The organism is Limnobacter sp. CACIAM 66H1 (assembly GCF_001601825.1).
GTDB lineage: Bacteria > Pseudomonadota > Gammaproteobacteria > Burkholderiales > Burkholderiaceae_B > Limnobacter.
This window is the reverse complement of the sequence record NZ_LUJK01000006.1, coordinates 61,737-87,467: the sequence shown is the minus strand read 5'-3', so window position 1 is coordinate 87,467 and position 25,731 is coordinate 61,737. Positions and strand designations below refer to the sequence as shown.

The following is a 25,731-nucleotide window of genomic DNA, read 5'->3' as shown; positions in this document are numbered from 1 at the left end:
TGACATTCACAAACACCTCGCGTACCAAGCGAGGGGCAAGGAGTTGACCTCATGAATTCTCTGTACCGTTTGATCGAGAAGAGCTTTTTCTACACACTCAGTCGAAAGCTGTTTGGCAACGTGGCCAGCATTGCATTCGTAGTTTTGATCGGATACCTGGTCATCTACAGCTGGGCCATGGGCAAGCTGACCCCCGAACAAATGGGCGATTTTCGCCTCATCCTCAGTATTTCCCTTGGCTTTACCTTGGTTGCCTGCGCCGGTGCTTTTGCATACCTGCGTCATTTGATCGTACGGCCTGTGCACTTGCTGAGCGAGCGCATGGACCAATTGGCCAACGGTGAGGGTGATTTGTCAGTGAACCTGCCCACCGTGACAGAAGATGAACTGCGTGGTCTCGCGGAAAACTACAACGCCTTTATGGTGCGCCTTCGTGACTTGATTCACGAGATTCGCCGAATGACTGCACAGGTCTCCATGGAATCGGTGCGTGTTTCCGGTAGTTTGAAAGACGCCAGCCGCACAGCGGACAAACAAGGCAATATCACGTCTGAAATTTTCCTGGCGGCGGACCAAGCATCAAGCGCCATGGAGAATGTGGCCAACAGCGCAAACTACTTGTCGCGAGCCACCGAAGAACATCTGGACACAGTGAACTCCTCGTACCGTGAATTGTTGACCGTGGCCGATGAAATGAATTCCGCCTCCGGAAGCTTGAACAGTTTTGGACACACTGTTGAAAAGCTGGCAGAAACTGGCAAAGGCATTGAAAACATCGTCAAGCTGATCAACGACATTTCAGATCAAACCAATTTGTTGGCATTGAATGCTGCAATCGAAGCGGCACGCGCCGGTGAGCAGGGTCGCGGTTTTGCGGTGGTTGCTGACGAAGTGCGAGGTTTGGCCGAACGCGTGAAGTCGGCCACTGGCGAAATTCGCGGCAATATTTCTTCCATGCTTCGTCTGGTTGGTGAGACTCAGCAGGAAACACGAGAGATCAATCAAAGCATTTTGAAGGGACAGCAAACTGTCAGCACTTCCTCGGCCAAGTTCTCTGGCATGGTTCACAGCTTTGAGGAAATGAGCACGCAAATCAATGATGTGACTCATCAAGTTCAATCGGTCAAACAGATCAATATGGATGTGTCTGGCAAAGCATCGGAAATACGCGAGACCGCGCAGTCAGTGATCAATCAAACCAGTGAGTCCGAAAAATCAAGCTCTGAGCTAGCCGCCGCCACAGATCGAATCAAAGAGCTGGTAGCCCGGTTCAAAATTGGCAAGGGTGCCTACGAGCAAATCATCGAGCAAGCCATATTGGCGCGCGAGCAGTGTAAAAACATTCTGATTCAGGCGCTGGACAATGGTCACGATATTTTCGATGAGGCCTACAAGCCAGTACCCAATTCGAACCCGCAGAAATACAGCACGCGTTACGATAAAGTGGTTGAACGCCAACTGCAGAATGCCTATGACCAATTGGTGGCCAATGTACCTGGCTCGGTATTTTCCCTGTGTGTGGATAGAAAAGGTTATGCCCCAACGCACAACAGCAAGTATTCACGCCCCTTGACTGGTGACCTGAAAAAAGATTTGGTGGAAAGCCGGGACAAGCGCATGTTCAGCGACCCGGTTGGCCTGCGTGCAGCACAAAACCTGTCGCCCTGGTTGTTGCAAACTTATCGACGCGACACCGGTGAAGTGTTGAACGATTTGTCGCTGCCCATTGAAATCAACGGACGCCATTGGGGTGGCCTCAGACTGGGCTTCAGCCCCGAGTTGTTAATCAAGGATTAAGTACTTGAAACTTCAAAAAACGGATAGGGGTCCGTTTCTCACCGCGCTCAGGCGCGGTTTTTTTTTGCCCAGTCATTCAAGAGCGTTTCGCATTGGTTCAATACAGCTATCAGTCTGGCAGTGCTGCTCTCGAAGTGCGCAATACTTTTCACACCGGATTGTCTGCAGGTAACCTCGAGTTCCTCGGCCAATTTTCGGCAGTCTTCAAAACCAATCGCGGCACTTGCACCTTTCACATTGTGGGCTGCATCACCCAGCGCATTGAGATCCTGTTTGTCGCAGGCAGATTGTAACTTTCCAATGTAGTTCGGACATTCTTTGACAAAGACGGAGATCAACATGGCCAGCAAACCTTTGTCGTTGTCGATTCGCTCCAGAGCTTCGGTGGGGTCGTAATGCATGGATTTGACTTTGAATACAGAAGAATCCCATGTTACCCGTTCAAATCAGGGTTTTGAATTGCGTGTATCCTTTTCATAATAAGAACATTCCAACACTGCAGGTGCTGCTTTGGCAGAAGAAACCGATCAGGAAAAAGACTTACCCGCGTCGGAACAGAAGATCCGCAAAGCGCGCGAAGAGGGTAATCTTCCCCGTTCCCGAGAGCTGGGTGGGGGGGTGGTGCTGCTCGCCGGTGTAGGTTTGCTTTACACCATGGGTGGTGAGCTGGTCAGCCAAAGTGAAAAGCTGATGCGACAGGGCCTGGTGCTGGACCGTGCTCAGGCTTTTGACACCAAACACATGGGTTTGAAATGGGTGTCCATGCTGCAAGAAAGCCTGTTCATTCTTGTTCCTCTTTTTCTGGTGGTGGTGGTTGCCGCAATTGTTTCGAATATTGCAGTAGGTGGTTTTAACTGGTCTACAAAACCGCTGGAGCCCAAGCTTTCAAAGCTGAATCCGATCAAGGGTTTGAAAAACATATTTTCAGTCAACGGCTTGGCCGAGCTTGTCAAAGCCATTTTGAAAACAGTGGTGTTGGGCGGTGTTGGCTATCTGCTGTTGATGCAGGATTTGGGTGAGTTCACCCAGCTGTCAGCCATGCCTCTTGAGCATGGCATGGCTGAGACTGCGCGAATTACCATCAAGGACGCGCTCATTCTTGCGATTGCATTTCTGTTGATTGTGTCGATTGATGTGCCTTATCAGCTGTGGCGCTACTACAAAGGTTTGCGCATGAACCTGGAAGAACTCAAGCGAGAATCGAAAGAGTCGGAAGGCGACCCCCACCTGAAAGGCAAGATCAAAAGCATGCAGCGCGAAGCAGCACGCCGCCGCATGATGGCTTCGGTGCCCAATGCCGATGTGATTGTGACCAACCCGACCCACTACTCCGTTGCCTTGAAATACGACAAGGATGGCAAAGGTGCCCCGCGTGTGGTGGCCAAAGGCATTGGCCCGCTGGCCTTGAAAATTCGGGAAGTGGCCAGGGACAACAAGGTTCCTTTGGTTGAGGCGCCTCCATTGGCTCGTGCCTTGTATTCCAATGTGGAGCTTGAACAGGAAATTCCAGGTGCTTTGTACACGGCAGTGGCCAAATTGCTGGCCTATGTTTATGCACTTGCGGAAGGCAAGGGCCACATGGTGGAAGTGCCTGGAGAGGCTGATATTCCGAAAGGCATGGATCCGGGGCCGGCTGCCTGAGGACCACCGCTGCTGTTTATTGCTCAACTCGGCGTGGGTTGTTTGTGTCGCACAGGGCTGGTGACTTGGGAGCTGAACTTGAAGGGTCACCGCTGCTCGAAAACTTGGCATTTCGGCTTGTTGTCTTGAGTCTGCACTAAGCCAAGCCCTCCAAAAGTAACGGTCGGGTCTTGGCTTTCGCGCCAGGGCGCGATCGTTAGCCTCGACGCGCCAAGCCGGCAAGTTTTCTGACTGGTCATCGTGCGACCCATTGCAAGTTCAGCTCCCCGCACTCCCGTGCAGCGCTTCGCCATCACCACGCAACTCGCAGCTGTGTTTGGTGCCCAATCGGCGGCGGTGTTTCGATCGCCTCGCCTTCAAGAAAACCTGCCCTTGTGTGCCGAGCAGGGCCGGTGTCGCCCAGCCTGGGCGACAGAGAACGGACCCGACCCGCAGTTTAGGAGGGTCGTTCTCAGGCATCGCAAGGCTCAGCAAGGGATCAACAGGTTTTCTGGCGAGAGATCGGAACCCAAGCCGATCGGGCGGTTAACCGGCAGACGAGAGACCGGAACCCAAGCCGATTGAGCCAGCAAGAAAGCTGCGAGAGATCGGAACCCAAGTCGATCGGGCAGTTAACGCACCGCGAGAGATCGGAACCCAATCCACAATAAGACGGTAATTCGCCTTCAATTCCTCCGTTGAGAAAACCTAAAGTTTTCCATAATTGAACCGTTAACAACTTGATGGGCGGAATTGTGGCCTCCACCGCATTCTCTTTGGACTTCATTAAATCAGGCCTGGCCGGCGACAAGGTAAAAACCCTCGGCGCGCCAATCTTTATCATCATGATTCTGGTCATGATGATTTTGCCTGTACCAGCCTTCGCCCTCGACTTGTTTTTTACATTCAATATTGCGCTCAGCCTCATGGTGCTGGTCGCAGCACTGTACACAACCCGCCCCCTTGATTTTGCAGCGTTTCCAACAATCCTGCTGGTCACTACCTTGTTGCGTTTGAGCCTTAACGTGGCCTCAACCCGCGTGGTTCTTATGCATGGCCATGAGGGTCCGGATGCTGCCGGCAAGGTGATTGAAGCCTTCGGACACTTCCTTGTGGGTGGTAACCTCGCGGTCGGTATCGTGGTGTTCGTGATTCTGATGTTGATCAACTTTGTGGTGATCACCAAAGGTGCTGGCCGTATCGCTGAAGTGTCAGCCCGTTTCACATTGGATGCGATGCCCGGCAAGCAAATGGCGATTGATGCCGATTTGAACGCAGGCCTGATCGCAGAAGACGAAGCCCGAAAGCGTCGTGCAGAAGTCAGCCAGGAAGCCGAGTTTTTCGGTTCCATGGACGGTGCCAGCAAATTTGTTCGTGGCGATGCCATGGCCGGTATCATGATTCTGATCATCAACATCATCGGTGGTTTCGCCGTGGGTGTGATGCAACATGACATGACTTTTGCCGACGCAGGTACCAACTATGTGTTGCTCGCCATTGGTGACGGTTTGGTGGCCCAGGTGCCAGCGCTGGTCATTTCAATTGCAGCTGGTTTGGTGGTTGCCCGCGTGGGTCAAGGCCAAGACATCGGCACTCAATTGGCAGGCCAGTTACTGAAATCCCCGCAGGCAGTGGGCATCACCGCAGGCATCATGGCCCTGCTGGGTATCATTCCCGGCATGCCCAGTTTTGCATTCTTGTTGCTGGCCGCCGGGTTTGCTTATCTGGCGTATCACCTGTCGCAGAAAACAGCGGTTCAAAAGGTCACCACCACTTCCGAAGATCAGGCAAAAATCAAGGCCGCCACCACCGAAGCACAGGAAGCCACTTGGGACGACCTCGTGCCCATCGACACCATTGCTTTGGAAGTTGGGTACCGGTTGATCGCCTTGGTGGACAACAAACAGGACGGCGACTTGCTTAAGCGAATCAAGGCCATTCGCAAAAAGTTTGCACAGGAAATCGGTTTCTTGCCGCCTGCAGTGCATTTGCGTGACAACCTGGAACTGCGCCCCTCGGTCTACCGTATTTTGCTCAAGGGTGTGTGCATGGGTGAGGGCGAAGTGTTCCCGAACCAACATCTGGCCATCAACCCTGGTCGCGTCACGATGCAGTTGCCCGGCCCGCAAACCACCGACCCTGCATTTGGTTTGCCAGCGGTCTGGATATCGGATGACCAGAAAGAAAAAGCCAATGCCGCAGGGTATACGGTGGTCGATGCGTCCACAGTGGTGGCCACGCACCTCTCCCACATTCTGCAAACCTCGGCGGCGCAGTTGTTGGGGCGTACAGAAACCCAACAGTTGCTGGACCACTGCGCGAAAACATCGCCCAAAGTTGTGGAAGACCTGACTCCCAAACTGCTGGATGTCGCAGTGATTCAAAAGGTGTTGCAAAACCTGCTGGAAGAAAGCGTACATATTCGCGACCTGCGAACCATTTTTGAAACCCTGCTTGAGAACGGCGTTCGAACCAAGAACCCGCTTGAACTGACCGCGGCAGTGCGCATTGCCTTGGGCCGTGCCATTGTCCAGGCCTTGGCGGGGACTAGTGAAGACCTGAACGTGCTGGTCATGGAACCCAAACTGGAACAAATGATTACCCACGCACACAGCGCAGCCGGGCAAGACCAGGTGGGCATTGACCCGAACCTCGCAGAGAACCTGGCTCGCCAGACTGCTGACGCGGCGGGCCGTCAAGAGCAACTGGGCCAAAGCCCCGTGCTGTTGGTACCCGATGCACTGCGTTTGTCCATGGCCCGTTTACTCAAGCGCGCTGCACCCAACCTTCGGGTGTTGTCGCACAGTGAAATTCCTGAAAACCGTACTATCCGCGTTGCGCAAGTCGTAGGAGCGAAAGCATGAAGCTGAAAAAATTCACAGCCCCCACCACAAGAGAGGCCTTGCAAAAGCTGCGTGCTGAACTGGGTGAAGACGCCATTATCTTGTCCACTAAGCAAACTGCGGCAGGCACTGAAGTGCTGGCTGCATCGTCCCAAGACCTTGACACGGTGACCGAGAAACCGGCTGCCACTGCTGCGCCACTGTCATGGACCAAGGCCGAGCGTACGCAATTTGCTGCACAGGAAGCCACCCGCCAACCCACTGCAGCCGAGAAAATTGCCCAGCAAGTGGCTGCCCAGCGGGATGTGCTCATCAACCGTGCTCCCGTGGTCCACCAAATACCCCAAACCCTGCCCGAACACGACATGATTTCGGACGTCGCCAAGCGTCGTTCTCAAGCCGCCAGCGACGCCATGGCCAGCGAGCAAACCGCAGTGCTGGAAGAAATCAAGCAAATGCGCCAATTGTTGAAAGACCAAATGGCCATGATCACCTGGCGTGATGCGCTGGAAAAAAATCCGCAACGCGGCGAGCTATGGAATCAGTTGACCCAATCCGGGTTCTCTCCCCTGTTTGCCCGCACGGTGGTTGAGAAGTTGCCCGGTGGTTTGAGCGATTCTCAAACACAAGAGTGGGTGATGAATGTCATCAAGAAAAATCTGAATGTGGTGCCGGGTGACAAAGACATTGTAGAAACTGGTGGCACATTTGCCTTGGTGGGTCCAACCGGTGTGGGCAAAACCACCACGACCGCCAAACTGGCCGCGCGTTGCGTGGTGAAGTATGGCGCCGACTCTCTGGGGTTGATCACCACCGACAGCTACAGAATTGGCGCTCAAGATCAACTGCGCATTTACGGAAAGATTCTGGGTGTGCAGGTGTACACAGCGCAAACTCATGCGGATCTGGCCCAGTTGCGCACCAGCATGCAACGCAAGCGCCTGATTTTGATTGACACCGTGGGTATGGGGCAGCGTGACTCGCGCGTGGCCGAGCAAACCAAAATCCTGACCGACAGTCATGTCAAACGTGTCTTGTTGCTCAACGCCACCAGCCAGCCGGAAACTCTGGATGACGTGGTTCGTCATTACAAGAGCACCGGTCTGAGTGGCGCCATTCTCTCCAAACTCGATGAAGCCATCAAAATAGGCGGCGTGCTCGATGTGGTCATGCGTCACAAACTGGCCTTGCACTACATTGCCACCGGTCAGCGCGTGCCGGAAGACCTCTTTCCGGCCGATCCCCGTGTGTTGGTGCACCGCGCCATGCGGGCACGCAGCAGTCAGGCCTTTCAACCCTCGAGCGAGGAATTGAAATGGAAAATGGCCCAAGTCTCTGCGACTGGAATTTAAAGTTTTATGGTCTACTGAATCCCATGGATCAAGCCAAAACACTTCGACACCTGTTGGGCCGCAAGGCCGCCATTGTTCACCCGATTCTTGGTGACATGGGTAGCGATTACGCTGCTTGCTTGGCCCGTTTTGTCTTGGAGCAACAGGCACGCTCTGATCGCGCTGCGGTGTTGTTTGACGGATCTGAAGCAGGTCTGCCACAACTGCTGCCTACCCATGCGCGCACCGATTTGATCGAATTCTTCAACGGCAAGCTGAATCTGGAAGACCAGGTCATTGAGCTTGCTGAATCGCAATACCTGGTGGTGGCCAAAGTGGGCCTGGCGGCATTGGCTAACAAGCCCGCACAAGCCTTGGCTTTATTGGGTAAGCTGCACCGCATGCCGGTGAGCTGCGATCGATTCTATGCCACCCTGCCTTATGAGGCAGTGGAACTGGCCAAGGCCTTTTCCCCACAAGACGACTGGTACTGGGTGGTTCAACCCACATCCCGATCGGTGACCCGTGCCTTTCAAGCCATTCGTTCTTCAAAAGGGGTAGACGAAAATATTCGCCATCGTGTTATTGTTGCGGGTGTAAGAAGCACAGATGAAGCCGATCACGTGTTCGCAAATTTGCTGGAAAGCACCTCGAGCTTTCTGCTCAATCCCCTGCAGTATGCAGGGCATTTGCCAGCCTTGCCTTCGGGCAAAGCCTTGAACCAGGTCGGTCGGGAGATGATTGCGGCAGGTCGGCGAATTGCAAAGGCCATTTGCTCTTTCGACGAACACGCACTGGCGTAATAACAAGACAGGAAGCACAGACTCCATGTACACAGCCCAGGGCACTTTAGACAAATCAAAGCAGGTGGACCAGTACATTCCCCTAGTACGCAGGTTGGCGCATCACCTGATCGCGAAACTGCCTGCGTCTGTGCAAATTGATGATCTGATTCAAGCCGGCCTGATCGGCCTGATGGATGCCATCACCCGGTTTGAAGAAGGGCAGGGTGCCCAGTTTGAAACCTACGCCAGCCAGAGAATTCGTGGAGCCATGCTCGATGAGCTACGTTCGGCCGACTGGATGCCGCGCGGCGTACGGCAGGCGCAACGGAAAATTGAAACTGCCACACTGAAAGCCGAGCAAAAACTTGGGCGATCCGCCTCTGAAAAAGAAATCGCGGAAGTCATGGGGGTTAGCCTGGACGAATATCAGGAAATGCTGTTTGATTCGCGTGGAGCGTCGTTGGTGTTTTATGACGATTACGCAGATGACGGTGACGGCGAGGGCTATCTGGATCGCCAAATAGGCGGCGACGAAGAAGCCAATCCGCTTGAAATGCTTGGTGACCAACGTTTCCGGGAAAACCTGATTCAGGCCATTGAAGACCTTCCAGAACGTGAAAAAATGCTCATGGGGCTGTATTATGAGCAGGAGTTAAACTTCCGTGAAATCGCCGCTGTGCTTGGCGTGACTGAATCCCGGGTGTGTCAGTTGCACACACAGGCGGTCAGTCGCCTCAAAGCCAAGCTTCGCGAACACTAAGCACACATGGCTGATCCCAAAGCCCAGGGAAAACCGAAAACTTTTGAGCAATCCCGCACCCGGGTCAACCGCTCCCTGATCCTTGTCATTCTCACTGGCGTTGGGCCCTTGGCCCTGGCAGGCTTTTACATGGCCGCCACCACTTCCGATCCCGCCAACTGGAACTTGACAGTGTTACTCACCCTTGTGTTGGGTGTGCTGGGTGCTTGGTTCATGGGCAACAAGCTCATGTCAGGCCTGCTTGAAATCATTCGCTCATCCATCCAATCTGAAAGCCAGTTGCGTCGCCTCATGGAATTGTCGGGTGATTGGTACTGGCATCAGGATTCTGCCCACACCATTGTGCGAATCATCTACCGCGGCAAAGATCAAAACAGCCAAGCCAAGAGCGGGTTCAAGTTGCCTTTCGATGGGCTCGCCCGTTGGGAGGTCGAAGGCTTGAAATGCATCGATCCGCGCTACAACTGGGATACCTTCAAAGAACTGCTCGACAGTCACCAGCCCTTTGATCGCGTTTGCTTTGAGTATTGGCCCCTGGATTCCGAGCGGATTATTTTTGAATCGACCGGTCGACCCTTGTACAACGCCAGCGGCGATTTTGTGGGCTACATGGGCGTGTCTGCCGATTGCACACAGAAACGACTGAATGAGCAGTTACTGTCCTTGCAGCGTTCACTGTTGCAGGGCGTACTGCTCTCTGCGCCCATCCCGGAATTGGCGGCGTCGTATGCGCGTGGTTTGAAGAATTGCCTGACCGTGCATGCTGAAGTGGTGCTGGGTTTTCGTGACAAATCAGAACACAATCACTGGCGCGTACGCGGCACTCATCCAAACCTGCGTATGCCGTTGGAAAAGGGTCTGGCATTTTGGGACCAGGCCGAGCAGCTATGCGAGCCGCTCGAGGGCCACGACCAACATGGCTTGGTCTGGATCGCCAAGATGAAGCCCGAGCATTATTTTGAAGACAATTGGGCCAGTGAACTCGGCATTACCGCCGTGTGGTTTGCACTGCGCAAAGCCGTTGAGCCCAATCAGCCCGAGTACTGGATCATGGTGGCGCAGCAAGGCGTTGACAGCACACGGCATGATGACGTGTTGCGCGTTCTGACTGCCATTCGTTTGCTCGGTTTGTGTGTAGAGCGCCGGGTGTTTGAGGACGATTTGCAGGGCCTGAACGGCACGCTTGAGCAGCGCATCAACGACAGGACTGCCGAGCTGACGCGCAGCAATTCTGAACTGGAAGCGTTCACTTACACCGTGTCGCATGACCTGCGCGCCCCCCTGCGTGCCATTGATGGATTCTCCAGCATTCTGAAAGAGGATTTCGCAGAAAACCTGCCGGACGATGCCCGTGGCCTGCTTGATCGAATCAGCAACAATGCACGTCAAATGGGCGGTCTTATTGACGGGTTGCTTGACTTTTCGAGGCTGCTGCGCACCGACGTTGCCCGCGTCAAGGTAGATCAACAACAGCTTCTGGACCAAATCCTGGATCAGCTCGATGCTAAACGCAAAAATGTGGTGGAGCTGTGCGAGCTGCCACCTGTGTATGCCGACCCCGTGCTGTTGAAACAGGTGTGGATGAATTTGATCGACAACGCCTTGAAGTTCAGCAGCAAGGCGGCGCAGCCAAAGGTTTCCATTGAATGCGAAAAAACAGGACGTTTTTACAGTTTTAGTGTTCGCGACAACGGTGCTGGCTTCGACATGAAGTACGCCGACAAGCTGTTCAATGTATTTGAACGCTTACATCACAAAAAGGATTTCGATGGCACTGGGGTGGGCCTGGCCATTGTGAAACGAATTATTGAACGTCACGGCGGCGAGATCAGTGCCAAGGGTGAGCTGGGCCAAGGTGCCTGCTTTACCTTTACCTTGCCCGAGCACGCCGACCTGAACGACTAGAAGGATATTTGCCATGGCTGATGTAGTACTGGTTGATGACAATTCCAACGACGCTGATCTTGCATTGCGCGTGGTACGCAAAACCTCTTCAAGCTCCACAACCGTGCTGCTTGAAGACGGTGAGCGAGCCATTGAGTACTTCAAACAGCTGATGGAAGATCACCCCAAGGACAGTGCTGCCCTGAATTTGCCCAAGTTGGTGCTGCTCGACCTGAAACTGCCCAAGCTGGACGGGTTGGAGGTGCTGAAATTTTTGCGTTCACACGATGTGTTCAAAACCATGCCGATCGTGGTCTTGTCTTCATCGCGAGAAATCAGAGATGTAAAACGTTCGTATGAGTTGGGAGTGAACAGCTTTGCAGTCAAGCCAGTGCAGTTTGATCAATACCTGACCCGAATATCTGCACTGGTGTCTTATTGGCTAACGATTAACGAATTACCGCGCGGGGCATAGCGCCGCCTGTCAGGGCCGACTGGCTCATGCCGCCTTTGGGGCCATATGTGTCACTGGCGGTGGGCTTTTGCTCGGCTACTGCTGCCGCAGTCAAAATCGAAATTCTTTCCTGCAGGCCAGCCAGTTGTTCCGTTACCAGCTCGCCGTTTGTTTTATTCAAGCGTTGTGCGTGGCTCAGGGTAGTCCGTAATGTCGAGTATGTTCCCAGCAGGCGAGGCTCGTGTGCAGCAAGCACGTCAACCCAGATCGCTATGCCGTCCATGTTGGGTTGAAATCCCTCTGCCTTGGCCAGTTGAACATTGTTCAGATAACGCTTTTCGAGCTCCAGCATCATCGCTTCTTTGCGAAGCGCAAGGCTGTTCAGCTCTGTGGTTTGAAGCTTGACGAGGCACGCCTGTTCTTCGAGCAAGATATCAACCAGCGCCATGGCCATGTCACATTCATAGGCCAGGTTGCGGTACAAATTTTTTGCTGCGTCAGCGTGCGACATAATCTTCAATCCTCAGTTACTTTTGACCAAGCAACTCGCGAGCACTTTCAATGACCTTTGCTGCAACAGCCTCGGCATTGACCTTGAACTCGCCTTTGCTAATGGCCTCTTTGATCTTGGCCACTTTCTCGGCATTGAACGGAGCGCCTGCTGCACTCAGTTCACTGAACTGTCCTGAAAGCTTGGCTACAGCGCCTTCAGAACTGGTTTTCTCGGTGGAAGCAACCGATGCTGACTTGCTGCCACCTTGTGGTTTGGTCAGTTTGTCGATCGGGTTACTTCCCGGGTTTATTCTGTTAATACTCATGATGTCCTCCGCATTGGGCAGAGCCTAAGTGGGTTTCGTATGTTTTCTTAACGGCTCGATTCCACCTAACTTTAACGAATTCTCGAAAGAATTCCTACTTTTTGAGGATCACCCCTATAAACTAACCTCAACCAGAAGCGCGTCTCGCGCTACACCGTGAAGTATCTTGCCCTGTGCAGTCTTGATTTTTACCACCTCACCCAACTCGGCTTCACCCATGGCCACCGCAGTGCCACCGATCGCAAAGCCAGGGCCTTTCATCATGACTTTCACGGTGTCGCCATTTTTCACCAAGGCTTGCCCACGCAAGTGGTCGTGTTTCAGCAGGGTGCCCGGCCACAATTGGCGGGCTGCCGTTTTGTTGTTTAAATGTGCAAGTTCGCTGACCCAGCCATGGCTTAGCTGGCTTAAATCCATCGTTCTGAACTCGACATCATTCAATCCCAGCGTTTGACCGGATTGGACCGTGCTTTTCACCACCAGTACGGGTGCCCACACTTTCACATCCACACCCACAAAGAAGGGGGCAGTGTCCGAGCCTACACATTGCACTCGAACATAGGTGCGGCCCCACATTTTGTTGCCTGCGGTATTGGCAAATAAAGCGGCGGGGCATTGCAGGCTGCCAATGCGTTCATCGGCCTTTACAAACTTCACATCCACACTTGCGCCGGGAGGCAACAATGCGGGGTCGACCAGTTCACCCAGCTGGGCTTCAGTCACCCAGCGAGAACCGTTGGCCTGTGCCGTACCGGTCAGTGCAAGTCCGGCACCAAACAGCACCTGAAAAGCGATATTAAAAAAAGTGTGAAATTTCATTCAAGTTCTGGGCACTTCTGCCGTAAATGTCACTGTAAGAAACAATTCCTGCCTCGATGACAACATCCTAGGCGGGAGCTTGCTGCACCCTAAGCAGAAAAAGAGCACCCTTTCCCCCCTTTATCTTCACTTTGATTTGACAGCATCAATTCAATAATCCATTCATCCGTCCGTGTATGAAGGATTAAAAGATGTTGGACAAACTCACTGATGCAATGCAGTTTTCTGCCGAGGCCCTGAAACTCAGAGCGCGTCGGCAAGAGGTATTGACCTCCAACATTTCCAACGTAGATACACCCAATTACAAAGCAGTCGATTTCGACTTTCAAAGTGCTCTGAAAGCAGCCACTGGCGAGAAGGGGGCCATGGGCAGTCCTTCCAATCCAACATTGGGCAATGGCGCAGGCGCCCTGGCGGTCACTCATCAGGGCCACATGACCGGCAAAGGCAAAGTGGGGATGAGCACCGCAGAGATGCTTCAGTTTCGACGTGGCAACAACGCAGCAATCGACGGTAACTCGGTCGACATTGATCGCGAGCGCGCTGCATTCGCAGAAAACACAGTGAAGTACGAAGCGGCCTTGCGTTCAATCAATGGAAGAATTTCATCGCTGAAGCAAGCCATGGGTTCGGGCAATCAATAAGGGTCTGGGGAGCAATCATGTCGCTATTTAATTCTTTCAAACTGGCAGGTGGCGCGATGCAGGCGCAAACCACGCGCCTGAACACGGTGGCCAGTAACCTTGCCAACGTCGACACCGCAGCCGGCGATCCCAATTCCGTGTATCAGGCCCGCAAGGTGGTGTTTGAAGCAGTGCTTCAGAAAGCGGCGCCCGGCAAGGCATCACTGGCAGAGAACGTGCAGGTGAAAGACATTGTGGAAGACAAAACCGAGGCCAAAAAAATGTTCGATCCCAAGCACCCCATGGCCGACGAAGACGGGTATGTGTACATGCCCAACGTGAATGCCGTGGAAGAAATGGTCGATATGCTGGCCGCCTCGCGCAGCTACCAAACCAACGCAGAAGTAATGAATACAGCCAAGCAGTTGATGTTGAAAACCTTGAACATGGGCAACCAGTAAGGAGCAATGAAAAATGACGATTGACGTAACTTCCGCACTGGGCAACAACAGCGGCGCCACGGCAGCAAAAAAGAAGGCTGATGAAAACAGCCCTGAAGCGATTCAGGAGCGTTTTATGTCCTTGTTGGTGGCGCAGTTGAAAAACCAGGATCCACTGGCTCCCATGGACAATGCCCAAGTGACCAGCCAAATGGCACAACTCAATACCGTAACCGGCATCAACACCTTGAATGCCACCATGCAAGGCGTGGCCGCCTCGATTAATGCCAACCAAACAGTACAAGCCACCAGCATGCTGGGCCGTGCAGTGCTGACCGAAGGCAATGATCTGAAACTGGTGGACGGCAAGGCTGTTGGATCGCTGGAATTGAACCAGAGCGCCGATATTTTGCGCGTGAAAGTGCTCGATGCTGGAGCAAATGTGGTGCGCACCATTGAACTGGGCCCGCAATCCAAGGGTACACATGAGTTTGAGTGGGATGGCAAAAGCAGCGATGGCAGCACTTTGCCCGCCGGCAACTACAAGTTTGAGATTGAAGCAAAAGCAGCAGGCAAAGACGCCAGCGTCACACCACTGACCCTTTCCGTGGTTCAGGGCGTACGCAACGCAGGCGCAGAAGGCACCAAACTTTTAACCAGCAATGGCAGCGAAATCACGTTCGCTGACATCAAGCAGGTTTTCTAAATCAAAGATTTTTCAAGGAGTCAAACATGGCTTTTTCAGCAGGCGGTAGTTTCCAGCAGGGTTTGAGTGGTCTGAACGCAGCGCAGCGCGGTTTGGAAGTCATTGCAAACAACGTGTCCAATGCCAGTGTGGTCGGCTTTAAAGGATCAGAGGCAGAGTTCTCCGATGTATTCGCCCGCGCCTTCAACGGCGCACGTTCCACCAACGGCATTGGCTTGGGTACCAGCCTTGCAGCGGTTACGCAAAACTTCAAGCAGGGCAATATCAACGTCACCGGCAATCCTCTGGATTTGGCCATCAGCGGCACCGGATTTTTCAAAGTACAGGCTGACAACGGCGACAATATTTATACCCGTAACGGTCAGTTCACACTGAATAACGCAGGTGTCATTGTGAATTCGCGTGGCGACAAGCTGCAGGGCTTTCCTGTAGATGCAGCCACCGGACGGCCATCGGACGTCGCTCAGGATATTCTGGTACCTCGCGGCAGTATTCCTCCGGCTGCAACCCGTTCGGGTCGCCTGGAACTGAACCTGGACGCACGCGCCACCGCAATTGACCCTGCGCTGACGTTTGACCCAGCCAACTTGAACACCTTCAACAACTCCACCTCCATGACGGTGTATGACGAGTTGGGTGGTGCGCACATCATGGCCGTTTACATGCGCAAGGAAGCGTCCAATGACTGGTCTGTGTTCGCTACAGTGGACGGTACTCAAGTGGACATTGGTCAGGCTCCAGTGGCAGTGACCACTGCCCCGGCCCAATCCACCTCAGCCAGTTTGCAGTATGGCGTGGACGGCTTCTTGACAACACCCAACAGCGGTAACTTGACCGTGGACATGTCACGGTTTGTGACTGCCAGCGGTGTGCCATTTTCATCCACAGGCGTGGCACCCAATCAGTTCACTTTCGACATGAGCCGAACAACCCAGTACGGCAGCTCGTTCGTGGTGCAAAACCTGGGTCAGGATGGTTATGAATCATCACCTTTTGCGGGCTTTGATGTGGGCGCTGATGGCATGTTGACTATCAGCTATGCCAACGGGCAGCTGGTCAACCATGCGCAAATCGGTCTGTATCGTTTCCCCAACCCAGAAGGTTTGCAGCCAGTGGGTTCCAACGGCTGGCTTGCCACCCAGGCTTCTGGTCCAGAATTGGTTTCACTGAGCGCAGACACTGCATTCGGCATTATTCAATCGGGTGCACTGGAAGAATCGAACATTGATTTGACGGCTGAACTGGTGGCCATGATCTCCGCACAGCGCGTTTATCAGGCCAACTCTCAGACCATTAAAACCCAGGATTCGATTTTCCAGACCATCACCAACCTTCGTTAATGTGAACTGAAGCGGGATTGAAAGAATGGACAAACTGATTTTTCTGGCTGCCCAAGCCGCCAAAGGCACGATGTCAAGGCAGGAGAACATTGCCAACAACCTGGCCAACGTCAATACGCCCGGGTTTCGGCAACAACTCATGGCATTCCAAAGTGCCCCAGTCACCGGCGAGGGCAGTGGGTCGCGAAGCTTTGCGGTAGAGACCAGCATTGGCTTTGACACCACGCCAGGACAAATCCAGTCCACAGGCCGGGAAATGGATGTGGCCATTCAAGGCGAAGGCTGGTTTGCAGTCAACGACGCGAAAGGCAACGAGGCTTACACCCGCAACGGTTCCTTCCAACTCGATGGGCAGGGTAATTTGGTGACCCAGGAAGGTTATGCGGTCATCGGCAGCAACGGCCCCATCAATGTACCACCCGATCACCGACTGTCCTTTGAAGGCGATGGTTCAGTGTCTGCCATTCCCATCAGTGGCGACACCAATGTGGTTCAACTGGGCCGCCTGAAACTGGTGAATATTCCGCAAGAGCAAATCAACCGGGGCGACGATGGTTTGTTTCGCGCCGCCAATGGTGACCCCGCCGAAGCTGATTTGAATGTGCGTGTGGCTGGCGGATTTATCGAATCAAGCAACGTGAATGCGGTGGACATGATGGTGCAAATGATCACCGCTGCCCGTCAGTATGAAACCCAAATGAAAATGATCAGCACGGCCAAAGAAAACGGCCAGGCCGCCAACAGCCTGTTTGGCATGAACTAAGGAGAAAACCCATCATGATGCGTTCTTTGTGGATTGCAAAAACAGGCCTGGATGCCCAGCAGACCCAGCTGGATGTGATTTCAAATAACCTGGCCAATACCGCCACGAATGGCTTCAAACGTTCGCGTGCCGTGTTCGAAGATTTGCTGTATCAAACACTTCGACAGCCCGGTGCACAAACCACCGAGCAAACTCAGGTGCCTTCCGGCCTTCAGATTGGTACCGGTGTAAAGCCTGTTTCTACCGTGCGAAATTTTGCGCAGGGTAATCTGCAGCAAACCGGCAATACTCTGGATGTGGCCATTAATGGTCAGGGCTTTTTTCAGGTTCAAATGCCCGATGGCACCACCAGCTACACCCGCGACGGCAGCATTCAGATTGATGCCAACGGTACGCTGGTCACTTCCAACGGGTACCCAATTCTTGGCCCGGTCACCATTCCGCAAGGTGTCCAGGAAATCTCGATTTCTCAAGATGGTGTTGTTTCCGCAGTGGTGCAGGGCCAGGTTCAACCGCAGGAGCTTGGTCAAATTCAGTTGGCCAGTTTTGTAAACCCGGCCGGCTTGTTTAGCATGGGTCAGAACCTTTACTCTGAAACGGCAGCTTCTGGCGCTCCTACTCAGGCTGTAGCAGGCACCAATGGTGTTGGCTTCATTTCCCAGGGCTTTGTGGAAACATCCAACGTAAACGTGGTGGAAGAACTGGTCGGACTGATTCAGGCTCAACGTGCCTATGAAATCAACTCCAAGGCAATCTCCACATCAGACCAGATGTTACAGCGCTTATCTCAGCTTTGATTTTTAAAACATTGGGCACACTGAAGGTGTTCTGATGGAGTGTATGGCATGAAAAGATTGGTTCTAATCGGTTTAACGGCAGCGTTCTCGATAACTTTAGGGGCTTGTTCAACTTTCGCACCGAAAGTGGACATGCCTGCTCAAACCACCGTGCCGCAGCTGGTTCAGCAACCAGCTCAGGTGGCCATGGCCGCACCCACTGGCAGCCTCTACAGCCCAGCCACTTATCGCCCTTTGTTCGAGGACCAGCGAGCCCGATTCCTGGGTGACACGCTGACCATTCAAATTATCGAACAGATCAATGCGGCCCAAACCAACTCCATGAGTGCCTCCCGCAGCGACTCCGCCAGTATTGACGTACCACTGATTCAGGGCTTCTTTGGCAGTCGCGATTTGCGCGCAATCAACGGCAGCGCGAGCAGCGACAAAGATTTCTCTGGCGAAGGCTCCAGCCGCGCCGCGAATACCTTGACAGGTTCCATTACGGTCACGGTTGCCAGTGTGTTGCCCAACGGCAATTTGCAGGTGGTGGGTGAAAAACAGATTGGCACCAATCGCGAAGTTGAATATCTGAAATTCAGCGGTGTGGTGAATCCCATCACGATTTTACCCGGCAATGTGGTGCCCAGCACCAAGGTGGCCGATGCCCGTATTGAATACCGCGGAAAAGGTGCCTTGGACTCTGCCACAGCCATGGGCTGGCTGAGCCGCTTTTTCCTGACTGTATTGCCTTTCTGAACTGGACCACATCATGAAACGCATTTCCTTCCCGGAACTGAAAGACCGAATCATCAAAGCCGCCGTGTTGGCGCTAACCGCCGCTGCCGTGATGGCCTTTGGTACGCAGGCAGAGGCTCAAACCCGAATTCGTGACCTGGTCACGGTTTCAGGTGTACGCGCCAACCCGGTGTACGGCTATGGCATTGTGATCGGTCTGGATGGTACTGGAGACCAAACCACGCAAACGCCGTTCACCAGTCAAAGCATCGTATCCATGTTGCAGCAGTCAGGCATTACCTTGCCCCCGGGCGCCAACTTGCAGCTGAAAAACGTGGCTTCAGTCATGGTCACTGCCAATTTGCCGGCTTTTGCTCAGCCTGGTCAAGCGATCGATGTGACAGTCTCGTCCATCGGCAATGCAAAAAGCCTGCGTGGTGGCATGTTGCTGATGACCCCTCTCAAAGGTGCCGATGGTCAGGTCTATGCCCTGGCTCAAGGCCAGTTGATCGTAGGTGGTGCGGGCGCGTCTGCCGGAGGATCCAAAACCGTCATCAACCACTTGTCTGCAGGCCGTATTCCAGCAGGTGCCCTGGTTGAACGTGAGGTGGCATCGCCTTTCTTGCTTGGTGAAACCTTGCAGCTTGAGTTGACCAGCACCGATTTCTCCAACGCCATTCGCGTGGCCGAGGCGATCAATAACAACATGGGCCCGAATGTGGCCCAAGCGCTGGATGGCCGCACCATCAAGGTTCGTGCACCTTCCAACCCCAACGACCGCGTGGCGTTTTTGTCGCGCATTCAGGAACTGAGCATCAACAAAGCCATGGGCAGCGCCAAAGTGATTGTGAATGCGCGCACGGGTTCTGTCGTGATGAACCAGGCGGTGATGTTGGAAAACTGCGCTGTCGCGCACGGCAACCTCACCGTAAAAATCTCGTCCACACCGGTGATCTCGCAGCCAGCACCGTTTGGTCAAGGTGAAACTGTGGTCACCGAGGTGGCGGATATTCAAATTTCCGAAGCCGGTGGCGAGCTGATTGAAATCAAGGGCGCTGCGCAATTGTCGGATGTGGTCAAAGCGCTGAACGCCTTGGGTGCAACCCCCAGCGACCTGATCTCCATTTTGCAGGCCATGCAAACCGCAGGCAGTCTGAAAGCTGAACTTGAGGTGATCTAAATGACGCCATTGTCGAACAACCCGGTAGATACCCAACAAATGCTGTCGATGGACTCCCGCAGCCTAGAGGGTTTGAAGCGTGGCGCACGCGCAGAGCGTGGCAGCGAGGAATTCAATGCGGCGATCGACAAAGTGGCTGTTCAGTTCGAGTCTATATTTTTACAAATGGCTTTGAAGAGTATGCGGGATGCCACGCCTGAGGGTGGCTTGTTCACCGATTCCAGCACCAAAACTTACCAAGGCATGTACGACCAGGAACTGGTTCAAAAATTGTCGGGCAAGGGTTTGGGTTTGGCGGGTGAAATTGCAAGGCAGCTGAAGGCAGGTGCCGGCGTGGGAGGGGAGCAAACTATCTTCCCAGCAGGACAGGTAAAAAAGGACTTGCCCTCAACTTTCCCGAAAACCGACCGTTAAGTCGTTCAAGACACCAAAGGATCCTGAATTATGTCGAACTCGGTCTATGGAATTGCGCTCAGCGGCTTGAATGCAGCCCGGGCAGGGCTATCCACCACCTCGCACAACATCGCGAACAGCAACACCGTTGGTTTTAATCGCCAGCAGGTGATCCAACAGTCGCGCCCCTCAACAGGCAGCGACATTGGCTATATCGGGCAAGGTGTTGATATTGCATCCGTGCAGCGGGTGTATTCCGATTTCATCAATGCGCAAGAGCAAAAAGCCACCTCTGACGCGGCTTTTTACAATGCCAAGGCCCAGCAAATTGCGCGTGTCGACGCGATGATCGCGGATGATGCCTCTGGCCTCTCCAGTGCGCTGAGCATCTTTTTTGGTGCTGCTCAAACCCTGTCAACCAACCCGGCTGATCTGGCTGCACGTCAAAACTATTTGTCCTCTGCTGAAACTCTGAGTTCGCGTTTCAACGGCCTGAACACGGTCATGGATGAACTGCGCAACGCCACCAATTTGAAGGTACGTGACACGGTCGAGCAACTGAACAATGCGACCTCGCAAATTGCCTCTTTGAACAACCAGATCGTGACGGCACTGAACCAGACATCCAATGGTGGTCCACCCAATGATTTGATGGACCGCAGGGACAAATTGATATTGCAGTTGTCCGAGCAGGTGCAAACCACACGTGTGGACATGGCTGATGGTTCGACCAATCTGTTTTTGGCCAATGGTCAGTCATTGGTTGTAGGCACCACCCAGTTCAAAGTCCAAACGCAGGTGGACCCTCAAGATCCACAAAATCTGTTGGTTGGTATGAACACCAAAGTCAATGGGCAAGACCGTTTGTTGGCGTTTGATTCCGGCAGTTTGGGCAATGGCGCCTTGGCTGGTTTTTTAAGTTTTCGTGAAGACGAGCTGACCGAATACCAAAACACCATTGGTTTGCTGGCTGCGCGCATCGGTCAGGCTGTGAACAACATTCAAACTGCTGGTGTAGATCTGGACAACAACCCTGCCAGTGCACTGTTCAGTTTTGGCAGCAGTGGCAATTTTATTGACGATATCTCCCGCGTTGTTCCCAATGTGAACAACAGCACGGTCAACCCCACGCAAGTCACCTTGCGTGGTCTTGATTTGTCCAAACTCGGCCCTGCCGAGTACGAGGTCCAAATTGTTGGCAGCCAGCCCCGCTACCGCGAGGTGGGCTCGGACGGTCCATTTGTTCCAGCCAGCCTGGTGACCGATCCCGGTGGTGACTACTACGAGATTCGCGACCCAGCCGGTGCTCCTTTGCTCAGTTTTCAATTGAACAACGCCACACCCCAGGAAGGTGATCGCTTCGTGTTGATGCCTGTGCGCGAAGCCGCGTTGAATATGCGCACAGCACTTGACAGGCCATCGCAAGTGGCGGCTTCATCGGCCGTCAATCCCAGTATTGGTAACAACGAGAACATTCTGGCCGTGGCAGCGTTGCAAAATTCACGCACCCTGTTTCAGTCCAACAACTCGGCTGGCGTATCCATCTCGGATGGTTTTAATCAGTTGGTCAGCCGTGTTGGCAACAAAACTCGCGAATTCAATTTGGCTGCAGAGTCGCGCGAAACCGTATTGAATCAGGTGGCTGATTCCCGCGATGCCTTGCAAGGCGTGAACATGGACGAAGAGGCCGCGAATTTGATCAAGTTTCAGCAGGCCTACCAGGCATCAGGACGCGTAATTTCATTGTCCAAAGAATTGTTTGACCAAATCCTCAGCATGTTCTGATCGGATTTCAAGGAAAAATTATGGCAATCGGAAGAATCAGCACCAACCAGTACTTCAAGCTCAGCACAGACCGCATGAGCAAACAGCAAACTGAGCTGGTGAAATTACAGGGTCAGCTGGCCACCGGGCAACGTGTGCTGAAGCCATCGGATGACCCTTTGGCCATGTCGGTTGCCTTGGGTGCGAAGGCGGGTGTTAAAACGCTGGACAGCTACCAAAGCAACATCACCTATGTGAACAACCAGTTGGGTCAAATGGATGTGGCCTTGCAGTCTGCCTCTGACATCATGGTCTCTATCAAGGAGGCATTCCTTCAGGCAGGTAATGCCGCGCTTAGCCCAGCCGACCGTGAAATTATTGCCCAGGACATCGAAGGACGCATGGAAGAATTGCGTGGTATCGCCAACCGCACCGATGCCAATGGTTACTACATGTTCTCCGGCACTTTCCAGGATCGGGAGCCATTCCAGACACCTGGCGGCGCGATCACAGGCACATTTTTGGAAACCACCACTGCGGCAGCCGGTGAGGCAGTGACCGGTCGTGAAATTCAAGTGGCAAGCGGTCGTTTTGTGAACCTGAGCATTACCGGGCAAGATGCATTTGTTGACCCGAATACCAACGAAGACGCTTTTGCGATTCTTCGCGATGCAGTGGCCTTGCTGCGGAATCCTGCCTACCCCAATGGGCAAGAGGGCGCCACACCGCAAGACACCTACTTGAAAGCATTCAACAACAAGGGTGCGCAGCTCGACGAGATTTTTGATCAAGTTCAAATTTCCCGCACCAAGGTGGGTGTTCGCTTGCGCGAAGTTGAAACGCTGCAGCAAATCAACCAAGCTGCCCAGCTGGAACTTGAGCGTGTTGCAGGCGAGGCGGTGGGACTGGATTATGCGAAGGCCATCAGCGAGCTGTCGCAGGGGCAATTGCAGCTTCAGGCTGCGCAACAGAGCTTTGCGAGCACCTCTCAGTTGACCTTGTTCAACTTTATTGGTTGAACTTGAAGGGGCACCGTTGCTGTTTGTTGCCCACTCGGCATGGGTTACTTGTTCCGCACAGAAAACCGCTTAATCCCTTGTTGAATTGATTCTTGCTCACCTCGCTCGGCAAAAGGGCGGGCCGAGTCTCGGTGTCGGCTTGTAGCCGAGCGCTGCGAATCCACTCAAACGGGGCGGTTTTCTTGAAGTGCGCCCCAAGCAATCCCAATACCGAGTTGGCTTGAACCCGCAGAGCGAGCCTCTCTGCAAGTTCGGCTCCCCGCACTCCCGTGCAGCGCTTCTCCACCTCCGAGTCACTGAAGGCTGCGTTCAAAGCCCTATCAACACTGGCGAATCTCCCTCTCCACGCAACTCACGGCTGATTTCATCGCCCAATCGGCGGCGGTGTTTCGATCGCCTCGCCTTCAAGAAAACCTGCCCGTTTGAATTCACCCGCCACGGTCGGCCATGGGCCGGCACCGAGACTCGGCCCGCCTTTTTGCCGAGCGAGGTGAGTCAGGGTGAATATCAAAAAGGGAAATACGGGTTTTCTGGCGAGAGATCGGAACCCAAGCCGATTGGGCCACCAAGACAGCTCCGAGAGATCGGAACCCAAGCCAATTGGGCGATTAAGAAAGCTGCGAGAGAGTTGAACCCAAGCCGATGATCAGGCAGTTAACGAACGGCCGAGCAAGCTTAGATCAGCCCGTTCTCCAACGCATAGCGCGTGAGTTCACCATTGGTTTTCATGCGCATTTTTTCAAGAATCCGCGCCCGGTAAACGCTTACAGTCTTCGGGCTCAGCGACAGCTCATCCGCAATTTCGCTCAGCTTCTTGCCTGCAGCAATCATGCGAATGGTTTGAAATTCACGGTCACTGAGCGAGGCGTGCAGTGGTTTTTCAGAGTCCTCAGTCAAGTGGCTGGCCAGAGATTCTGCCAATTCAGGAGTGATGTACTTGCGGCCCGCTGCAATCACCTGGATGGCATCCACCAGTTTTTCAGGGGCGGTATTCTTGGTCAGGTAGCCGGAAGCGCCGGCCTTCAAACAGCGCACTGCGTACTGGTCTTCAGGGTGCATCGACAACATCAGGATTTTCAGGGCAGGGTATTTGTCCTTCAGGATCTTGACAATATCCACACCGTTTTTACCCGGCATTGAAATGTCCAGTATTGCCAAATCAACCGTGTTGGAAGTCATGGCTTTCATGATTTCCGAATATTCGCCCGCCTGGGCTACCACCTGTACAAAGCCTGTGTCATCCAGCAACTGCTTCAGGCTTCCCCGAAGCAATGCATGGTCATCTGCCAGCAGCACCTTAATCATTTCCCGCCTCACCTGTCTGAATGCTTCTTGGTATCGAAACCATGACCGTTGTCCCGGATCCCAAGGATCCGCTGACATCGACCCAACCCTCAAAGGCTGCAACCCGTTCTTGCATGCCACGAAGGCCGAACGATGTTTCTTTCAATTTATCAGTATTCTCGATTCCTCGACCATTGTCACGAATCTCCAGTGTTAATTCACTTTCTGTTACAAACAGTTCCACGTCAACCCGTGTGGCCTGTGCATGTTTCACAATGTTGGTCAGGGCCTCTTGCAAGATCCTGAACAACGCTGTGCTTTGTTCGCTGTCCAGGTCCAGTTCTTCAACATTGCACTGGAACGTGCCCTCAATCTGGGTGCGCTTCTGGAAGTCATTCATCTGCCACTCCAGGGCAGGAATCAAGCCGTAGTCCAGAATTCCGGGGCGCAAATCCTTGGCGATCCGCTGGCTGCTCGCCAGCAAATGTTCAATCAGTTCCAGCATGTCATCGAGCTTTTCTTGCGATGCAACATCCAGAGTCATGTTCTTGTTCAGCCAGGCCACGTCTGCTTTTAACTTGGTGAGCGATCCGCCCATGTCATCGTGAATTTCACGGGCAATTGCGCCGCGTTCCTGTTCCCGTCTTTTCTCAAACTCGGTGGTTACAAGGCGCAACTCGGTCTGTGCATTCAGCAAGCGTTCTTCGGCCTGTTTGCGATCCGAGATGTCGAGCAACACGCCATCCCACACAAACATGCTGCCCCGAGGTTTGGCTACTGCGTTCATGTAGACCCAACGCGATTCGCGTTTGCCGTAGTTCTTGATTCGACCTTCCCAACTCACCGGCACGCCAGGTTTGGGCGGGTCCATCAAAAGCTCAAAAAGGGTTGCGGCATCGTTGGGTTCAAACTGCTCGAAGAAATAATGTGGATTTTCGAGAAACAACCTCGGCGGCACACCAAACAGACGCACCACACCTTCGCTCACAAAAGGTACGGTGGGGCGGGGCATTGACGGGCCCGATTGCATTTGAAAAATTATGCCTGGAATATTCTCTGCGATGGCTGCAAACCGACGCTCAGACTCCCGCTGCGCCAGTTCAGCTGCGGCCAGGCTTCGCCGTTCATTTGCAGCCCGCAAGGAACGCTCGATGGCTGGCACCAGACGCGCCATTTTGTCTTTCATCAAATAATCGTCGGCACCCGCACGCATGGCCTCGACTGCGACATGTTCACCAATGCTGCCTGACACAATAATGAAAGGAATGTCCAGCCCCGAATCGCGCACCACACGCAGGGCCTCCTCAGAGCCGAAGCCAGGCAGGTTGTGATCCGAAATCACCACCTGCCACTCCTCGTGTTCCAGGCATTTTCGCAAATCTTCGATGCGGTCTACCCGCGTCGCTGTGTACTTCAATCCACCTTGTTTAAGGCGGTAGCACATCAGCTCAAAGTCCGAATCATTGTCTTCCACCACCAGTACTTTCAATCCACCATCTGAAAAGTTACTGATGTCCAGCAATGAAGGGGGTAGTCCTTTGGAATCACTCATTGTCTGTTCGCTTGTTGTTGGTTTTTATTGTTGTGTGCAGGA

The 25,731-nt window shown here is 53.5% G+C and carries 25 protein-coding genes; 19 read left to right on the top strand and 6 right to left on the bottom strand.

Features of this window, described 5'->3' with window-relative positions; translation table 11 throughout:
- Positions 1-51 precede the first annotated feature (51 nt).
- Positions 52-1,797, top strand: a complete 1,746-nt coding sequence (locus tag A0129_RS03185) for a methyl-accepting chemotaxis protein (RefSeq protein WP_291712349.1) — start codon at positions 52-54, stop codon at positions 1,795-1,797.
- A gap of 47 nt (positions 1,798-1,844) precedes the next feature.
- On the opposite strand, the gene A0129_RS03180 is transcribed toward A0129_RS03185, so the two are convergent.
- A complete protein-coding gene (locus tag A0129_RS03180) occupies positions 1,845-2,198 on the bottom strand; it encodes an Hpt domain-containing protein (protein WP_291712348.1) in 354 nt (117 codons plus the stop codon).
- Between the two features lie 109 nt (positions 2,199-2,307).
- Here A0129_RS03180 and flhB point away from each other — a divergent pair, with 109 nt between their 5' ends.
- From flhB to A0129_RS03145, 7 genes are all read left to right on the top strand, one after another.
- Positions 2,308-3,438: a flagellar biosynthesis protein FlhB gene (gene flhB, locus A0129_RS03175; RefSeq protein WP_291712346.1), complete on the top strand. Its 1,131-nt coding sequence runs from the start codon at positions 2,308-2,310 to the stop codon at positions 3,436-3,438.
- Positions 3,439-4,160: 722 nt separating this feature from the next.
- Entirely contained in the window at positions 4,161-6,281 is a 2,121-nt protein-coding gene (gene flhA / locus A0129_RS03170) for a flagellar biosynthesis protein FlhA (RefSeq protein ID WP_291712345.1), read from the top strand.
- Positions 6,278-7,612, top strand: a complete 1,335-nt coding sequence (flhF, locus tag A0129_RS03165) for a flagellar biosynthesis protein FlhF (protein ID WP_291712343.1) — start codon at positions 6,278-6,280, stop codon at positions 7,610-7,612. The genes flhA and flhF overlap by 4 nt, the downstream gene beginning before the upstream one ends.
- Positions 7,576-8,394 carry a hypothetical protein gene (locus A0129_RS03160; protein ID WP_291712341.1) on the top strand — a complete coding sequence of 273 codons (819 nt, stop codon included), beginning with the start codon at positions 7,576-7,578 and terminating at the stop codon, positions 8,392-8,394. The genes flhF and A0129_RS03160 overlap by 37 nt, the downstream gene beginning before the upstream one ends.
- 25 nt (positions 8,395-8,419) lie before the next feature.
- Positions 8,420-9,136, top strand: coding sequence for an RNA polymerase sigma factor FliA (locus A0129_RS03155; RefSeq protein ID WP_291712339.1), 717 nt, complete (start codon positions 8,420-8,422; stop codon positions 9,134-9,136).
- A 6-nt stretch (positions 9,137-9,142) separates the two neighbouring features.
- Complete coding sequence (locus A0129_RS03150) at positions 9,143-11,041, top strand: ATP-binding protein (RefSeq protein ID WP_291712337.1); 1,899 nt, start codon at positions 9,143-9,145, stop codon at positions 11,039-11,041.
- 13 nt (positions 11,042-11,054) lie between these two features.
- On the top strand, positions 11,055-11,495 hold the full coding sequence (locus tag A0129_RS03145) for a response regulator (protein ID WP_291712335.1): 441 nt from the start codon (positions 11,055-11,057) through the stop codon (positions 11,493-11,495).
- Here A0129_RS03145 and flgN read toward each other — a convergent pair.
- From flgN to flgA, 3 genes are all read right to left on the bottom strand, one after another.
- On the bottom strand, positions 11,470-11,985 hold the full coding sequence (gene flgN, locus A0129_RS03140) for a flagellar protein FlgN (protein WP_291712333.1): 516 nt from the start codon (positions 11,983-11,985) through the stop codon (positions 11,470-11,472). The genes A0129_RS03145 and flgN overlap by 26 nt on opposite strands.
- Before the next feature lie 16 nt (positions 11,986-12,001).
- Positions 12,002-12,292: a flagellar biosynthesis anti-sigma factor FlgM gene (flgM, locus tag A0129_RS03135; protein ID WP_291712331.1), complete on the bottom strand. Its 291-nt coding sequence runs from the start codon at positions 12,290-12,292 to the stop codon at positions 12,002-12,004.
- 114 nt (positions 12,293-12,406) lie between these two features.
- Positions 12,407-13,111: a flagellar basal body P-ring formation chaperone FlgA gene (gene flgA, locus A0129_RS03130; protein WP_291712329.1), complete on the bottom strand. Its 705-nt coding sequence runs from the start codon at positions 13,109-13,111 to the stop codon at positions 12,407-12,409.
- A 191-nt stretch (positions 13,112-13,302) separates the two neighbouring features.
- On the opposite strand from flgA, the gene flgB reads away from it, so the two are divergent.
- Genes flgB through flgL form a run of 11 tightly spaced genes read left to right on the top strand, consistent with a single transcriptional unit; the run spans position 13,303 to position 22,853 of the window.
- Positions 13,303-13,755 (top strand): flagellar basal body rod protein FlgB, encoded by a 453-nt coding sequence (gene flgB, locus A0129_RS03125; RefSeq protein WP_291712327.1) that lies wholly within the window; start codon positions 13,303-13,305, stop codon positions 13,753-13,755.
- 17 nt (positions 13,756-13,772) lie between these two features.
- Positions 13,773-14,195 (top strand): flagellar basal body rod protein FlgC, encoded by a 423-nt coding sequence (gene flgC / locus A0129_RS03120; protein WP_008251757.1) that lies wholly within the window; start codon positions 13,773-13,775, stop codon positions 14,193-14,195.
- Between the two features lie 13 nt (positions 14,196-14,208).
- Positions 14,209-14,880, top strand: coding sequence for a flagellar hook assembly protein FlgD (locus A0129_RS03115; protein WP_291712326.1), 672 nt, complete (start codon positions 14,209-14,211; stop codon positions 14,878-14,880).
- Positions 14,881-14,906: 26 nt separating this feature from the next.
- Entirely contained in the window at positions 14,907-16,220 is a 1,314-nt protein-coding gene (gene flgE, locus A0129_RS03110) for a flagellar hook protein FlgE (RefSeq protein ID WP_291712324.1), read from the top strand.
- Between the two features lie 25 nt (positions 16,221-16,245).
- The gene (gene flgF / locus A0129_RS03105) at positions 16,246-16,983 is read left to right on the top strand and encodes a flagellar basal-body rod protein FlgF (protein ID WP_105028615.1); all 738 of its coding nucleotides are present in this window, start codon (positions 16,246-16,248) and stop codon (positions 16,981-16,983) included.
- A gap of 14 nt (positions 16,984-16,997) precedes the next feature.
- Entirely contained in the window at positions 16,998-17,780 is a 783-nt protein-coding gene (gene flgG / locus A0129_RS03100; protein ID WP_291712322.1) for a flagellar basal-body rod protein FlgG, read from the top strand.
- 48 nt (positions 17,781-17,828) lie between these two features.
- Entirely contained in the window at positions 17,829-18,518 is a 690-nt protein-coding gene (locus A0129_RS03095) for a flagellar basal body L-ring protein FlgH (RefSeq protein ID WP_291712320.1), read from the top strand.
- A gap of 13 nt (positions 18,519-18,531) precedes the next feature.
- The gene (locus A0129_RS03090) at positions 18,532-19,677 is read left to right on the top strand and encodes a flagellar basal body P-ring protein FlgI (RefSeq protein ID WP_291712318.1); all 1,146 of its coding nucleotides are present in this window, start codon (positions 18,532-18,534) and stop codon (positions 19,675-19,677) included.
- Positions 19,678-20,091, top strand: coding sequence for a rod-binding protein (locus tag A0129_RS03085; RefSeq protein WP_291712316.1), 414 nt, complete (start codon positions 19,678-19,680; stop codon positions 20,089-20,091). It abuts the gene before it with no gap.
- A gap of 30 nt (positions 20,092-20,121) precedes the next feature.
- On the top strand, positions 20,122-21,855 hold the full coding sequence (flgK, locus tag A0129_RS03080; RefSeq protein ID WP_291712313.1) for a flagellar hook-associated protein FlgK: 1,734 nt from the start codon (positions 20,122-20,124) through the stop codon (positions 21,853-21,855).
- Positions 21,856-21,875: 20 nt separating this feature from the next.
- A complete protein-coding gene (gene flgL, locus A0129_RS03075) occupies positions 21,876-22,853 on the top strand; it encodes a flagellar hook-associated protein FlgL (RefSeq protein WP_291712311.1) in 978 nt (325 codons plus the stop codon).
- A gap of 675 nt (positions 22,854-23,528) precedes the next feature.
- Here flgL and A0129_RS03070 read toward each other — a convergent pair.
- Both A0129_RS03070 and A0129_RS03065 read right to left on the bottom strand, forming a co-directional pair.
- The gene (locus tag A0129_RS03070) at positions 23,529-24,158 is read right to left on the bottom strand and encodes a response regulator transcription factor (protein WP_105028622.1); all 630 of its coding nucleotides are present in this window, start codon (positions 24,156-24,158) and stop codon (positions 23,529-23,531) included.
- The gene (locus A0129_RS03065) at positions 24,151-25,689 is read right to left on the bottom strand and encodes an ATP-binding protein (RefSeq protein WP_291712310.1); all 1,539 of its coding nucleotides are present in this window, start codon (positions 25,687-25,689) and stop codon (positions 24,151-24,153) included. The genes A0129_RS03070 and A0129_RS03065 overlap by 8 nt, the downstream gene beginning before the upstream one ends.
- Positions 25,690-25,731: the final 42 nt, after the last annotated feature.